This is a genomic window from Methanoregula sp. (assembly GCF_003170075.1).
In the GTDB taxonomy this organism is placed as follows: Archaea; Halobacteriota; Methanomicrobia; order Methanomicrobiales; family Methanospirillaceae; genus Methanoregula.
In genome coordinates this window covers 1-14,407 of the sequence record NZ_PMZU01000025.1, presented here as the reverse complement: position 1 = coordinate 14,407, position 14,407 = coordinate 1, and the positions used below count along the sequence as shown (strand labels likewise).

The 14,407-nt window shown below is 55.9% G+C and carries 13 protein-coding genes; 11 read left to right on the top strand and 2 right to left on the bottom strand.

Annotated features, from left to right (window positions below; all coding sequences use genetic code 11):
- Positions 1-362: 362 nt before the first annotated feature.
- The 11 genes from QZN75_RS02530 to QZN75_RS02480 all read left to right on the top strand — a co-directional run bounded on the left by QZN75_RS02530 (position 363) and on the right by QZN75_RS02480 (position 10,926).
- Positions 363-2,336, top strand: a complete 1,974-nt coding sequence (locus QZN75_RS02530) for a V-type ATP synthase subunit I (RefSeq protein ID WP_292424321.1) — start codon at positions 363-365, stop codon at positions 2,334-2,336.
- A 3-nt stretch (positions 2,337-2,339) separates the two neighbouring features.
- The gene (locus tag QZN75_RS02525; protein WP_292424319.1) at positions 2,340-2,591 is read left to right on the top strand and encodes an ATPase; all 252 of its coding nucleotides are present in this window, start codon (positions 2,340-2,342) and stop codon (positions 2,589-2,591) included.
- 13 nt (positions 2,592-2,604) lie between these two features.
- Positions 2,605-3,183, top strand: coding sequence for a V-type ATP synthase subunit E family protein (locus QZN75_RS02520; protein WP_292424317.1), 579 nt, complete (start codon positions 2,605-2,607; stop codon positions 3,181-3,183).
- A gap of 57 nt (positions 3,184-3,240) precedes the next feature.
- Positions 3,241-4,245, top strand: a complete 1,005-nt coding sequence (locus QZN75_RS02515; RefSeq protein WP_394339487.1) for a V-type ATP synthase subunit C — start codon at positions 3,241-3,243, stop codon at positions 4,243-4,245.
- 1 nt (position 4,246) lies between these two features.
- A complete protein-coding gene (locus tag QZN75_RS02510; protein WP_292424313.1) occupies positions 4,247-4,549 on the top strand; it encodes a V-type ATP synthase subunit F in 303 nt (100 codons plus the stop codon).
- Complete coding sequence (locus tag QZN75_RS02505) at positions 4,546-6,306, top strand: ATP synthase subunit A (protein ID WP_292424312.1); 1,761 nt, start codon at positions 4,546-4,548, stop codon at positions 6,304-6,306. The genes QZN75_RS02510 and QZN75_RS02505 overlap by 4 nt, the downstream gene beginning before the upstream one ends.
- Complete coding sequence (locus tag QZN75_RS02500) at positions 6,303-7,691, top strand: ATP synthase subunit B (RefSeq protein WP_292424310.1); 1,389 nt, start codon at positions 6,303-6,305, stop codon at positions 7,689-7,691. The genes QZN75_RS02505 and QZN75_RS02500 overlap by 4 nt, the downstream gene beginning before the upstream one ends.
- A 6-nt stretch (positions 7,692-7,697) precedes the next feature.
- Positions 7,698-8,327, top strand: coding sequence for a V-type ATP synthase subunit D (locus QZN75_RS02495; RefSeq protein WP_292424308.1), 630 nt, complete (start codon positions 7,698-7,700; stop codon positions 8,325-8,327).
- A gap of 18 nt (positions 8,328-8,345) precedes the next feature.
- Positions 8,346-9,560 carry a phosphoglycerate kinase gene (locus QZN75_RS02490; RefSeq protein ID WP_292424306.1) on the top strand — a complete coding sequence of 405 codons (1,215 nt, stop codon included), beginning with the start codon at positions 8,346-8,348 and terminating at the stop codon, positions 9,558-9,560.
- A gap of 69 nt (positions 9,561-9,629) precedes the next feature.
- Positions 9,630-10,109, top strand: coding sequence for a 23S rRNA (pseudouridine(1915)-N(3))-methyltransferase RlmH (rlmH, locus tag QZN75_RS02485; RefSeq protein WP_292424304.1), 480 nt, complete (start codon positions 9,630-9,632; stop codon positions 10,107-10,109).
- Positions 10,110-10,479: 370 nt separating this feature from the next.
- The gene (locus tag QZN75_RS02480) at positions 10,480-10,926 is read left to right on the top strand and encodes a HEAT repeat domain-containing protein (RefSeq protein ID WP_292424303.1); all 447 of its coding nucleotides are present in this window, start codon (positions 10,480-10,482) and stop codon (positions 10,924-10,926) included.
- Between the two features lie 48 nt (positions 10,927-10,974).
- On the opposite strand, the gene mgtA is transcribed toward QZN75_RS02480, so the two are convergent.
- Both mgtA and QZN75_RS02470 read right to left on the bottom strand, forming a co-directional pair.
- Positions 10,975-13,551 (bottom strand): magnesium-translocating P-type ATPase, encoded by a 2,577-nt coding sequence (gene mgtA, locus QZN75_RS02475; protein ID WP_292424301.1) that lies wholly within the window; start codon positions 13,549-13,551, stop codon positions 10,975-10,977.
- Between the two features lie 188 nt (positions 13,552-13,739).
- Positions 13,740-14,324 carry a class I SAM-dependent methyltransferase gene (locus QZN75_RS02470; protein ID WP_292424298.1) on the bottom strand — a complete coding sequence of 195 codons (585 nt, stop codon included), beginning with the start codon at positions 14,322-14,324 and terminating at the stop codon, positions 13,740-13,742.
- Between the last annotated feature and the right edge of the window lie 83 nt (positions 14,325-14,407).

The following is a 14,407-nucleotide window of genomic DNA, read 5'->3' as shown; positions in this document are numbered from 1 at the left end:
ATACATATATTGTAATTTTTACCAACTACTGTACTGCCGTGAGTGGAGGGTTGGATGAAAACTGAGGTCTTAGAAGACATCAAGAAAACTGAAACTGAGTATCAGTCGATGATCAGTGCGGCGCAGGAAGAAAAGAAGAAAAGGCATTCCCAGGCCGAGCTGGAAGCTGATAACCTGATAACGAAGGCGCAGAGCAATGCTGAACAGTANNAAACTGGAAGAAGCACGGCACCAAGCGGCACTTAAGCATGCTGAAATCCTCAAAAACGGCAATCAGCGGGCAGCAGCACTCAGGGAAAAAGGTGAGAAGAACCTTTCCAAGGCGGTGCTGCTGCTGGTATTACGGTTTAAGGAGCAGCTGCATGTTCAAGCCTGAACAGATGAGCCGGCTGCTCATCGCCGCATCCCGGGATCAGATGGGTCCTGTTGTTGCGGAGCTCTATCGCCGCAAACTTTTTCATGTCGAGGAATTTGTGGAAGCCGGCTCGGAGGGTTATGAGGGCTTTAAGATCGGCACTCCTCTGTCTGGGGCCAATGAAAAATCCACGGATCTCATCAAGGTCCGGGCGATTGAAAATACCGTCTCGGTGCATGCGGACGACATCGCGTCAGTGAAGACCTTCAAACAGGCTGAGATCGCCGCAAAAATCGAGCGGGAACTGCCGGCCCTCGAGCGGGAAGTTGAGGAGCTGACCGCCCGGCGCTCGCAGCTGGACACACATTTTAAGGAGTGCGAACAGAAGATCGCCGAGATCACCCCTTTTGTGGCTGTACCGGTTGACCTGGATCTGTATCACGGTTACCAAGGATTCACCGCGTTAGCCGGTTATGTCTCCCGCGAAGTGACCCTCTCCGTTCCCCATGAAATGTATTTCTCGAAGGGAAAGGAGAAGAATTTCCTTGTTGTAATCGTGCCCAACGATCAGAAAAGCGAAGTCGAGCGGTCGCTTGCGGAAGTGGCATTTCAGTCGGTTGCGATCCCCGTGGAGTCCGGATCCCCGATGGCGCGGATCGAATTTTACCGTTCTCAGGCAACAACACTCGGAGCGGAGATCGCGGAGATCAACGAAAAACTTACCGGGATCAGGACAAAACATGCGGAGTTCCTCGTCGCTTGCGAGGAATTCTTAAAAGCGGAAGTGGAGCAGACCGAGGCACCCCTCCGGTTTGCAACGACAAAACAGATGTTCGTTGCAGAAGGGTGGGTTCCATCGGAAAATGTGGATGAGGTGAGCAACGCGCTCACACAGGTTACCGGCGGTAAAATCTACGTCACCGCACTACCGATCGACCTTGAGCATGACGCGGTCCCGGTGGAGTACAACAACCCGGACTTTTCAAAGCCGACGCGGATGCTCATAGATCTGTACAGCAGGCCGAAGTACACGGAACTTGACCCGACGCTGCTGGTCGCCATCGTGTTCCCCATTTTCTTCGGGTTAATCCTCGGCGATGTGGGATATGGCCTTATCCTGCTCGCGATGGCGCTCGGGCTCCGGAAGTTCGTGACCGGTGAGGAAGGGCGGCAGTTGCTTGCCGTGCTCCGGAATGCCAGTATCATGAGTATTATCTTCGGGCTCCTGTTCAGCGAGTTCCTCGGATTCGAACTCCCGTGGAATCCGATCATCTTCTCGAGACACCTGCCAATCGGAACAACAGAGGCCGGCGGCGCCGGGTCGGCGATTCCTGCACTTCTCATCATGTCGATCTGGATTGGGGTTCTGCATATCTCATTGGGCAGGGTCATCGGCATGTATGACCATGCAAAACAGGACCATGGCGAGCACCGGACTAAGGCGGTCATGGCAAACTTCGGCTGGCTTGCCGTGATGTGGGGAATCCTTGTCGCGATCTGGTCAAATGTCACCATGCCGTACATGCCCGATCTTACCAAGCTCCCTATCGTTGCAGTCGGGTTCAACCTGGGAACATATATCGGTGGCGCACTCATTATCTTCGGCATACTCTGTATCGCCCGGGACTCCGTTCTTGAAGTGATCGAGTTGCCTACGATTATCTCACATGTATTGTCGTATGCCCGTCTGGTTGCGGTGGGACTCTCATCGGTCGCCATCGCGATGGTGATCAACTACATAGCGATCGGGATGTTCATCTCTCCAGCGCTGAAGGAACTTTCCCTTGTCGGGATTGTCATGATCATCGTAGGTGTTGTGATCTTCATTGCCGGGCATACGCTCAATCTGGCACTGGGTCTTCTGGGTGGCGGACTCCACTCGATTCGTTTGCACTATGTCGAATTCTTCACCAAGTTCTACAAGGGTGGAGGCAGGAAGTATATTCCATTTGGAATGAAACGAAGATTTACGGAGGATTAGATTATGGTAGATGTTAATATGACTCTTGAAATGGTACAGGCATCGCAGATGGGAATGAAGGCACTTGGCGCAGGTCTTGCAGTCGGTCTCACCGGTATCGGGACTGGTGTTGCCGAGATGGCAATCGGCTCAGCGGCCGTAGGAGCGACTGCAGAGAACAAGGACATATTCGGACTTGCACTACTCTTCACGGTCATCCCGGAAACGATTGTAATTTTCGGTCTTGTGGTCGGTCTCCTGCTCTTGTTCGTATAATGCGGGGCTGACAATGGGACTGGAAGCCGTAGTTGAAGAAATCAGGGAAAAAGGCAGATCCGAAGCGGCGAAGATCCGGCAGGAGTCACAAGCGGAGACAGACCGGATTCTCGCGGCAGCAAAAAAGCAGTCTGATGTGATCAAGTTCGCTGCAGAAGAGGAGGCAGCAAAACAGTCCTCCCGCCTCGTGGGCCAGGACATCTCTGCCGCAAACCTCCTCGTCAAGCGCGAGCTCTTAAATACCCAGAAAGCGCTGTTGGACAAGGTCTATGAGGCCACGCTCTCCGAGATCGCTGCACTCCCTGAAAGCTTCCATCGCGAAGCCATAAAGAAACTCCTCGCCGAGGCAAAAACAGAGATCCCGAAGGGGACGATCTTCTGCAATGCCCGCGATGTTACCGCCGTAAAGGCAATCATCACGGAGCATAAGGAGTTCGCCGGGTTCAGTGTAGGCAAACCGGTCAATATTGACGGCGGTATCGTTGTGGAAGGTGAGGGTGGTGCGCTGCAGATTGATTACAGCTACCGCACATTCCTTGCAAAGGTATGGGAATCCGGGTTGAAAGATGCGTCTGACATCCTGTTCGGGTAAGGGGGTCCGCGTATGGGTGTAACCATATCAGCACCGTATATCTACGTGTGTACCAGAATGCGGATAAGGAAGGCAAAACTCCTGCCGAAAGAGGAATACATGCGGATGCTCAACATGAGCATTTCCGAGATCACCCGCGTCATCAGCGAAACCGAATACAAACAGGAAATTGACGAACTCGGGAACACGTTCAAGGGAATAGACCTCCTCGAGGTAGCCCTGAGCTGGAACCTTGCAAAGGAGTACCAGCGGATCCTGGAAATCACGCCCGGGATGCTCAAGCAGTTCACCCGTGCGTATCTCCGGCACTGGGATATCCAGAACGTACTCACGATCCTGCGTGGAAAGTCACAGGGAGAAAAGACCGGCAAGATCAAGGAAGTCCTCGTTCCCGCCGGCAGCCTCGACAAGGTTGTGCTCGACCGGCTCCTCGCCGAAGACAGCGCGGATCGTGTCATCGAAGCCCTCAAAGGAAAGCGGCTCTACCCGGTGCTCGCCCGGGAGTACCCGGCAGCAAAGGAGACCGGTTCGTTTGCCCGTATGGAAAACGAGCTGTACAAACAATTCTACGCAGAGATCATTGCGGAAGCGAGCGGCGGGGATGCCGGAGGCCGGCAGTTCTTGGCGTTCATCCGGCTAGACATTGACGTGAAAAATATCCTGACGCTCTTCCGGTTGCGGGTTGATAAGATTCAGGAAGATGTAAAGGAGATGTATATCGCCGGCGGCACGATCACCGCGGCAGACTTTGCCGCGTTGAACACGATCAAGGACTACCGGGAGTTCATCGACCAGCTCAGGGTGAAAGTCCGCACCGGACCGGTGCTTGAACTCTTAAAAGATCTGGAAACCGAACGGCCGGTTCATGAAATTGCATCTCTTCTCGTGCGGGTGCAGATGGAGCAGATGGAGAAACTCTCCAAGCGCAACCCCTTCTCCATCTACCCGATTCTCGTGTATCTTGAGAAGAAAAAGTATGAAGTGTTCAACCTTCGGGCACTGACGAGGGGCAAGGAATCAAAGCTCCCCGCAGAGACGATTGGGAAATACCTGGTGATCTAAAATGGAGATTGCAGTCATCGGCAACAGTGAGTTCATCCTTGGGTTCCGCCTCGCAGGCATCCGTAAGACCTACGCAGCGGAGAACGACGAGAAACTCAACGAATGTATCACCAGCGCCCTTTCGGACGGACAGGTCGGTATTCTTGTCTTAAACAGCAGCGATATGGAGCGGCTCCCGCGCCGGCTCCGCACGACGCTCGAAAATTCCGTCAAGCCGACCGTGATCGCCCTTGGAGGCGAAGAAGGGGGTCTGTCCATGAGAGAGAAAATCAAGAGATCGGTGGGTGTTGATCTGTGGAAATGAAAACCGAAAAAACCAAAGAGGCAAAAAAGGGTGTCCTGAAAAGAATCGCCGGCCCCGTCGTCACGGCAGTCAATCTTGACGCCCACATGTACGATGTGGTCAAGGTCGGAAAAGAAGCGCTGATGGGTGAGGTCATCAAGATCCAGGGCGATAATACGATCATCCAGGTATACGAGGATACGTCGGGTATCAGGCCCGGCGAGCCGGTCATAAACACCGGGCTCTCGCTTTCCGTTGAGCTCGGCCCCGGGCTCCTCACCAGTATCTACGATGGTATCCAGCGCCCGCTTGCCGTCCTCGTGGAAAAGATGGGCAACTTCATCGAGCGTGGTGTAACCGCACCGGGTCTTTCCCACACAAAGAAATGGACGTTCAAGCCGCTCGTAAAGGCCGGCGACAAGATCGAGCCGGGTTCAATCCTCGGCGAGGTCCAGGAGACCAACATCGTCCACAGGGTCATGCTCCCGCCAAACGTAAAGGCAGGTGTCGTAAAGACGATCAGGAGCGGGGACTTTACCATCGACGAGATCATCTGTATCCTCGAAGACGGCCGTGAGTACCCGATGATCCAGCGCTGGCCGGTCCGTGTCCCCCGACCCGTGAGGGAGAAGAAGAACCCGACGATTCCGCTGATCACCGGTCAGCGGATCCTCGACGGTCTTTTCCCGATTGCAAAAGGCGGTACCGCCGCAATTCCCGGCCCGTTCGGGAGCGGCAAGACGGTTACCCAGCAGCAGCTGGCGAAGTGGTCGGATGCCGAGATCGTCGTATACATCGGCTGCGGTGAACGCGGCAACGAGATGACGGAAGTTCTTACGGAATTCCCGAGTCTTGAGGACCCGAAATCAGGGAAACCCTTAATGGAGCGGACGGTGCTCATTGCAAACACCTCGAACATGCCGGTCGCTGCCCGTGAAGCATCGGTATACACCGGTATCACGATTGCCGAGTACTTCCGTGACATGGGCTACGATGTCTCCCTGATGGCAGACTCGACCTCCCGCTGGGCAGAAGCTATGCGTGAGATCTCAAGCCGTCTGGAAGAGATGCCCGGTGAAGAAGGATACCCGGCCTATCTCGCAGCACGGCTCTCTGAGTTCTACGAGCGTGCCGGTCTTGTCGAGACCCTCAACGGTGCATCCGGGTCGGTCTCGGTCATCGGTGCAGTCTCACCTCCTGGTGGTGACTTCTCCGAGCCCGTTACCCAGAACACGCTCCGTATCGTGAAAGTTTTCTGGGCTCTCGATGCAAAGCTCTCCCAGCGCCGGCACTTCCCGGCGATCAACTGGTTAAACTCGTACTCCCTGTACCTTGATGCCCTCCATGACTGGTACGACAAGGAGGTTTCCCCCGACTGGAACAAGATCCGGTCCTGGGCCATGGAAGTCCTCCAGAAAGAGGCAGAACTCCAGGAGATCGTGCAGCTCGTCGGTTCCGACGCCCTGCCCGAGTCTGAACAGGTGACGATCGAGGTCGCCCGTATGATCCGTGAGATCTTCCTCCAGCAGAACGCGTACGACGCGGTCGACACGTTCTGTGACATGAAGAAACAGTACGACATGTTGAAGGCGATCAAGCTCTTCGCTGACTTTGCCTATGCTGCCCAGATCGCTGGTGTCAGCCCGTCGCAGATCATCGCGGTCAAGGCAAAGAACGAACTGCCCCAGATCAAGTTCATCAAGGACTACAAGCCCGAGCTTGCGAAGATCGAGAAGGAAATGGATGCTGAGTTCAACACACTGAGGTCGGCAGCATGAAGGAATACAGGACGATCACAAAAATTGCCGGTCCTCTCGTCTTTGTAGAGAAGACCGAACCTATCGCGTACCAGGAACTCGTAAACGTGGTTCTTTCCGACGGTACGATCAAGCGTGGCCAGGTTCTGGACACAAGCGACGAACTTGTCGTTGTCCAGATCTTCGAGACCACCACTGGTATCGGCAGGGACAGCGGCGTCCGGTTCACCGGTGAGACCATCAAAATGCCGGTCGGCCATGAGATGCTTGGCCGTATCCTGTCCGGTGGCGGCAAGCCTATTGACGGCGGTCCGGAGATTGTTCCGGAGAAACGCCTCGATATTACCGGCGCTGCAATCAACCCGTACGCCCGGGGCATGCCGGCTGATTTCATTCAGACCGGTATCTCCACGATTGACGGTACCAACACCCTTGTCCGTGGCCAGAAGCTTCCGATCTTCTCAGCTGCAGGTCTGCCGCACAACAACGTTGCACTCCAGATTGCCCGCCAGGCAAAGGTGCCCGGCTCGACTGAGAATTTTGCCGTGGTCTTCGCTGCGATGGGTATCACAAAAGAAGAAGCAAACTACTTCATGCAGGACTTCGAGCGCACGGGAGCCCTCGAACGCGCCGTCGTCTTCCTCAACCTTGCAGATGACCCGGCTGTCGAGCGTATCATCACACCCCGTCTCGCTCTCACCACCGCAGAATATCTTGCATTCGAGCTCGGTATGCACGTGCTCGTTATCCTGACGGATATGACCAACTATTGTGAAGCGCTCCGTCAGATCGGTGCCGCCCGTGAAGAAGTGCCCGGACGCCGTGGCTATCCCGGTTACATGTACACGGACCTCGCATGTATCTACGAGCGTGCCGGTATGATCAAGGGCAAGAAGGGTTCGGTTACGCAGATCCCGATCCTGACGATGCCCGGTGATGATATCACCCACCCGATCCCTGACCTGACCGGGTACATCACCGAAGGCCAGATCGTGGTCAGCCGTGAACTGCACCGCAAGGGAATCTACCCGCCTATTAACGTGCTGCCGTCGTTATCCCGGCTGATGAACCTCGGTATTGGTAAGGGGCACACCCGTGAGGACCATAAGAAGGTCTCCGACCAGATGTATGCAGGGTACGCAGAAGGTAACGACCTCAGAGGTCTCGTGGCCATCGTCGGTAAGGATGCCCTTTCCGAGCGCGACCGCCTGCTTCTGGAGTTCGCTGACCTCTTCGAGAACCGCTTTGTCCGGCAGGGCTATGATGAGGACCGCACTATCGAGGACACCTTAAACCTCGGCTGGGAGATCCTCTCGACACTGCCGGTCGAGCAGCTGACCCGTATCGACCGTGACCTGATCAATAAGTACCACCCGAAATTCCGTGCCGGTGCAAAGAAGGAGTAACCATCCATGGCGCTGCGTGATATCAAGCCAACCCGTTCGGAACTGATCGACCTGAAAAGGAAGATCAAACTCTCCGAGCGCGGCTACAAGATCCTCAAGATGAAGCGCGATGGACTGATCATGGAATTTTTCAAGATCCTCTCCACTGCAAAGGACAGCCGGGGGGAACTCCTGATAAAGTACCAGCACGCCGTCGACATGATGGCGGTGGCAAATACCGTTGAAGGGGCGATCGGTGTCAAGGCCGCTGCCCTTTCGGTAAAAGAGGTTCCGGAGATCACGCTCAGGAGCAAGAACATCATGGGTGTGGTCGTGCCGGAGATAAAATCGTCGAAAGTGAAAAAGAGCCTTGCCGACCGCGGGTACGGTGTGCTCGGCACATCGCCGGTCATCGATGAGACCGCATCGTCGTTCGAGGATCTGGTCGAGGCTATCATCCAGAGCGCCGAGATCGAGACCACGATGAAGCGCCTGCTCGACGAGATCGAAAAGACCAAGCGCCGGGTAAATGCGCTCGAGTTCAAGGTGATCCCTGAACTTACCGCAGCCAGGGATTTCATCAAGATGCGTCTTGACGAGATGGAACGTGAGGAACTTTTCAGGATGAAGAGGATCAAGGCCCGGGGTTCGGCATAACCCCGGGGGTGTGGCCACATGCCGATCGGTACCCTCCGGGACCTGGGATGCAGCGGAAAGACGGTGCTTCTCCGTCTTGACTTAAACTCCCCCATCGATCCCACCACCCACCTTATTTTGGACGATAAACGGTTCCGCGAACACCTGCCTACAATACGTGCCCTTTCCGACTCTCGCCTCGTCATCATCACCCACCAGAGCCGGCCGGGAAAGAAGGATTTCACTACCTTGGAGTCCCATGCCGAAAAACTTGAAGAGTTGCTTGGCACACCGGTCATGTACATTGACAGCATTTTCGGGCGGCATGCGAAGGAAGCCGTGCATGCAGCAAAGCCTGGCGATATCCTGATGCTCGAGAACGTGCGCTTTGCTGCGGAAGAGAACCTCACGATGAAACCCGAAGAGGCCAAAAAGACCCACCTCGTCCGGAGACTCTCCTCGATGGCGGACTTTTTTGTGAACGATGCGTTCGGGACTGCCCACCGGTCCCAGCCGACGGTCGTAGGTCTTCCGCTGGTCATGAAATCGGCAGCCGGCCTCCTGATGGAAAAAGAGGTCTCTACCCTCTCGAAAGTCTTTTCGGGAGCGCCCCGCCCGGTCTGCATGGTGCTCGGGGGCACCAAGGTAGACGACTCGATCGAGGTCGCCGCCCACGTACTTGAAAACGGCATCGCCGACACCGTGATCGTGATCGGTGTCGTGGCCAATGTCTTCTATCTCGCAGCCGGCTATGATATCGGCAAACCCTCCACCCAGCTGATCGAGCAGCTCAAGTACCAGGGCGAGATCAAAAAGGCACAGGTGATCCTTGCAAAGTTCAGCGACCGGGTGATCATGCCGGCATCGGTTGCGGTGCGGCAGAACGGCAGGCGTGTGGAGTACCCGATCGACCGGATCCCCTCCGATACACCGGTGATGGATCTCGGGATAGACGCCCTTGCTGCGCTTGTAACGACTCTTAAGAAGTCCGGGACCGTGGTCTTCAACGGCCCTGCCGGTGTCTTCGAGGAGCCGGATTTTGCCACGGGCACCTTCGAGCTGCTCCGTGCTGCGTCCAAAGTCGAATTCTCGGTCGTTGGCGGCGGGCATACCGCGGCCGTGATCGAGAAACTCGGGATCGAAAACGACTTCACCCACATCTCCACCGGCGGGGGAGCCTGTATTGAATTCCTGACCGGGAAAAAACTCCCGGCGGTAGAAGCGCTCGAAGAGTCTTACAAGCTCTTCGGGTAACTTCCCCTTATCCACCCACCACTCTTTTTTCACGTCCGGCATAACAGATTATGGTGAGGGAGACCCGGTATGCAGATACGGATCATTGCGGTCGGAAAGATCAAGGAGCGGTTCCTTACTGAAGGCATTGCCGAGTATGAAAAGCGCCTTACGCCGTACCTGAAACTTGCCATCGTTGAGGTTGCCGATGAAAAGCGGACAGTACACTCTTCGGCTGGTCAGGAACAACTCATCAAAGACCGGGAAGGCGACCGGATCCTCGCCGCGATCCCGGAGGGGGTGTACGTGGTGGCGCTCGATGTGCGGGGAAAAGAGATGTCGAGCGAGGCGCTTGCCGCCCGGATGCACACCTGGCAGCTCGCGGGGATGAATTCGATCGTGATGATCATAGGGGGCGATCTCGGGCTTTCGGAGGCCGTGCTCGCCCGTGCCGATCTCCGGCTCTCGATCTCGCCCATGACCTTCACCCACCAGATGGTGCGGCTGATCCTGCTGGAGCAGGTGTACCGGGCCTGCCGGATCAACAGCGGCGAGCCGTACCACAAATAATCGTTCCTCTTCTTGAACGCGAGCAGGTTTCCGGGTCAAGGCAGACGCCAATGGTACCTGTGGCCGGGGCGCTCCGGAGAGAGGAATGAAGATTATGGCAAGATTTGCCTCAACTGGTTCTGGCGTATTCCCAACGGGTGATCGATTATCCTGTCCCAGGATGGAATTATTGATTAATTATTTATAACAAGGTTGCATTATACTAGACCAATGTACCTGGCTGTCTGTTCCCTGGAATACAAGGCCAAGCGGGTACGATCCGCTCATGGTAAGCGGATGCTCTTCTTTATCTGTTAGGATCCGGATTTTTTCGGTATCCCGTCAGAGTATGGATCGGTGTTTGAGCAATTGAATCTGATATGGTGAATCTATGGAAATAAGTGCGGAAAAATCCCGGGGCGAATGGTATGATTCCTTCCCCGGGAAAGGAATTGTTTACGACCTGAGCTCCACGGCGCTCTCTGCTCCGGATACCGACGGGCGGCTGCGGGCGGTGACGGCGCTCGGGAAAAGTGGCGATCCCCGTGCGGTCCGTCCGCTGATGGATCTCGTGGCTGATCATGACCCTGCCATCCGGCGCGGTGCAATTGCTGCGCTCTGCGAGCTCAAGAGCGGCCGCCCGGTCGAAGTCCTGATCGAGCGGCTGCGGGACCGAAGCGAGCAGGCGGATATCCGGCGGCTGGCCGCAGAAACGCTTGCTGCGATCCGGAGCACCGGCGCCCTTCATGGGCTCAGGGAGTTTTCCGCTGATGCAGACGAGGACCCGGAGCTCCGCTCGTATGCCGCCGGGCTCCTCGCACATTCCGGGACCTGGTGAGGAACGGCCAAGCCCCTCCTCCTCCTCCCCTCCCCCGCACCCATCCGGTCAGGTTGTTTTCCCGTCTGTTGTTGAAGCATATTTCCGATAGAACCAGCGTTTGACCAGTTCTACAATGATAAGATAGCTGATCACAAGGCCAGCAAGCACTACAAAGAACGACGCCGGCAGCGGGATAAACCCGAACAGGCTTCCTATCGGGGTGAACGGCAGGATGCAGGCAATTGCCACGATCAGGATCGTGCTTGCGGTGAGAAGCCGGTTTGGTCTGCTGTTGTAGAACGGGACAACCCGGGTCCTGATCACGAAAATGACGAGCGTCTGGGTGCAGATCGATTCGACAAACCATGCCGTCTGGAAGAACGCTGCATCGGCGACAAAGAAGAACAGCAGGATACCAAACGTGATGAAGTCAAAGACCGAGCTGATCGGCCCGAAAACAACGACGAACTTTTTGATGAAATCCATGTCCCATTTTTTCGGGGTCCGGGTATAGGACTCGTCAACGTTGTCGTTCGGGATCGTCGATTCCGATACATCGTAGAGAAGGTTGTTTAACAGGATCTGGATCGGGAGCATCGGGAGGAAACGGAGGAAGAGGGACGCACCGGCTACGGAAAACATGTTCCCGAAATTGGAGCTCGTCCCCATCAGGATATATTTCATGGTGTTCCCGAAGGTCTTCCTTCCCTCGATGACGCCATCGTTGAGGATACACAGGTCGTTTTTTAAGAGGATAATGTCTGCCGATTCCCTGGCAATATCCACGGCATTTTCAACCGATATGCCGACATCTGCCTCCCGGATGGACGGGGCGTCGTTGATCCCGTCGCCCATGAAACCGACAACATGGCCGTTCTTTTTCAGGGCACGCATGACCCGGTTCTTCTGCACCGGGGTCATGCGGGAAAAGACGGTCACGTTCTCAACCACCCGGGAGAGGGTCTCGTCGTCCATTTGTTCGACCTCATCACCGGAAAGGACCCCTTTGACCTCAAGTTCTATCTGTTCGCAGATCTTTCTTGTCACCAGTTCGTTATCGCCGGTCAGGATCTTCAGCTCGATCCCGGACTGTTTCAGCAGCCGGATCGAATCACGTGCGGTCTCCTTTGGGGGATCGATGAATGTGACAAAACCGGACAGGATCATCTCCTTTTCATTATCGCTGGAGGAAAACTGCGTCACGTTCTCTGGCGCGGCACGGTAGCATACCGCAAGGGTCCTGAAGCCGCCTGCACTCTGGGCCTGGTAGATGCATTCGGCCTGATCCCGGATGGTACTGGTCAGCGGTTCGATGACACCGTTTTTGTCAACCTGCGAACAGATCCGGAAGATCTCCTCCGGTGCACCCTTGGATATGATCAGACGCTTGTCCCCGTCGGCAACGACAACGGAAATTCGTTTGCGGAGAAAATCAAAGGGTATCTCGTCGATCTTACGGAATCTGTCGATATCGAGGTGGCGGAATTTGAGGATCGCATCATCAAGGGGACTTTTTAAGCCGGTGTCAAAGGTGCTGTTGATAAACGAGTATAAAAGGACGTTCTCGCTGTCGTTTCCTTCCGTGTCCAGGTGCCGCACCAGCGCAATTTCGTTCCGGGTAAGCGTCCCGGTCTTATCCGTGCAGAGCACGTCCATACTCCCGAAATTCTGGATCGATTCCGGGTGTTTCACGATTGCGCCTTTCTTTGACATCGCGACGGAGCCCTTGGACAGGTTGAGGGACAGGATCATGGGCAAGAGTTCCGGTGTCATGCCGACCGCGAGTGCAACGGAAAAGAGCAGGGATTCCAGGATGCCGTGACGGAACAGGGCATTGACGAAAAACACGAAGATGACGAGGAAGAACACGAATTTCGACATCAGGTAACTGAACTGTTTGAGTCCCCGCTCGAACTCCGTCTCCGGGGGGCGTTCGACCAGGGTTTTTGCCACCATCCCAAACTCGGTCGATACGCCGGTCTTTGTGACGACCGCCGTTGCCGTCCCGCTGACAACGGACGTGCCGAGGAAGGTGTAGTTGCCCGCAGCCGTGACGGGGGTGCCGGCACCGGCAATACCCGGGTGTTTTTCGACCGGGAACGGTTCGCCGGTGAGGGAGGACTCGTTCACGTAAAAATCCCGTGCTGTCAGTACCCTGGCATCGGCAGGGACAATATCCCCGGCTGTGAGCCTGACCAGATCTCCCGGGACAAGGTCGGTGATCGGCAGGTCCTGTTCTTTCCCATCCCGGAGTACCGTGGCCCGGGTGAGGATTTTCTGCCTGAGCAGGTCGGCGGCCTCTCCTGCCTTGTATTCCTGGAAAAAATCAAGGGTGACGCTCGCAAAGACGATGATAAAGATAATGACGGCATCGATCAGTTCACCGACGAACAAGGATATCGCCGCAGCGATGAGCAGGATGATGATGAGCAGGTTTTTGAAATGGCTCAAAAACTGGAGGATCACCGGGACTTTCCGGATATGGGAGATGTCGTTTTGCCCGAAGCGAAGAAGGCCGGCCTCTGCCTGCTCCGAAGTCAACCCTGCCGGGCTGCTGCCAAGAACAGAGAAGAGTTCCTCCTCTGATAAGGTGTGGAACGGTTGCTGCCGATCCGGTTTTTCCGGTGGTGGTGTGCGTGTCATCGTATCGGGGCCCGGGAAAAGTCTTCCCAAATGTTTGAGTGATTATACGTTGTTCATGATGATGACTTCGATCGGACGTCTTCATGCCAAGAGGGGGTGGGTACCCCCCACCTGCCCGGACACATGGGTGGGGGGGGTGACCCCCTATGAGAAAAAAAGAGGGGAGGGGGGTGATCCCCCTGCCTCCCTTACATTTTTCTGAGCACGGCCGCCCGGTTCACGAAAAACCGACGGGTCTCCACCAGCCGGAGCCCGGCTTTTTCTGCAAGCGCACAGCTCTCCCGGAATTCGCTGCCCGATACTATGATCGGGGGTTCTGAGTAAAAGAAGAGTCCGCCGGGCACGAGCATCGCGGCGATCTCCCGGAAGAGTTTTTCCCGGTCCGGGACTTCGTGGACGACAAATATGGCAAAGGCGACATCGACCTGCCCGTCCCGCTCCGGAGTAAGATCGAGCGAATCCGGCTGGCAGCGGTGCGTTTTTACCCGGGGCATGAGGCCCTCCGGCCCCAATTTCCCCCGGAGGATTGCGAGCATCTCCTCCTGCAGGTCGGCGGCGATTACGTATCCATTGTCCCCGACCTTCTTTGCGAACTCGCGGGTAAAGAAACCCGGGCCGCAGCCGAAGTCAAGGACCCGGTCGCCGGGCTTTACGTACCGCTCCGCGAGCCGGTCGGGGCGGTAGAGGATGCGGCGGAACTTCGTGTCGAGGTGGGATGCTTTTTCAGCGGAGAAGACCTCGTGGTGTTTGTGGGGTTTTTCGCTGGGGGTCATTGGAGTGATGTTGGGGGAGGGGAGAGATATGGGTTGTGGGGTGGTGAGGTCAGCTGGGTTACTTTCCCTTCTCTACCTCATCC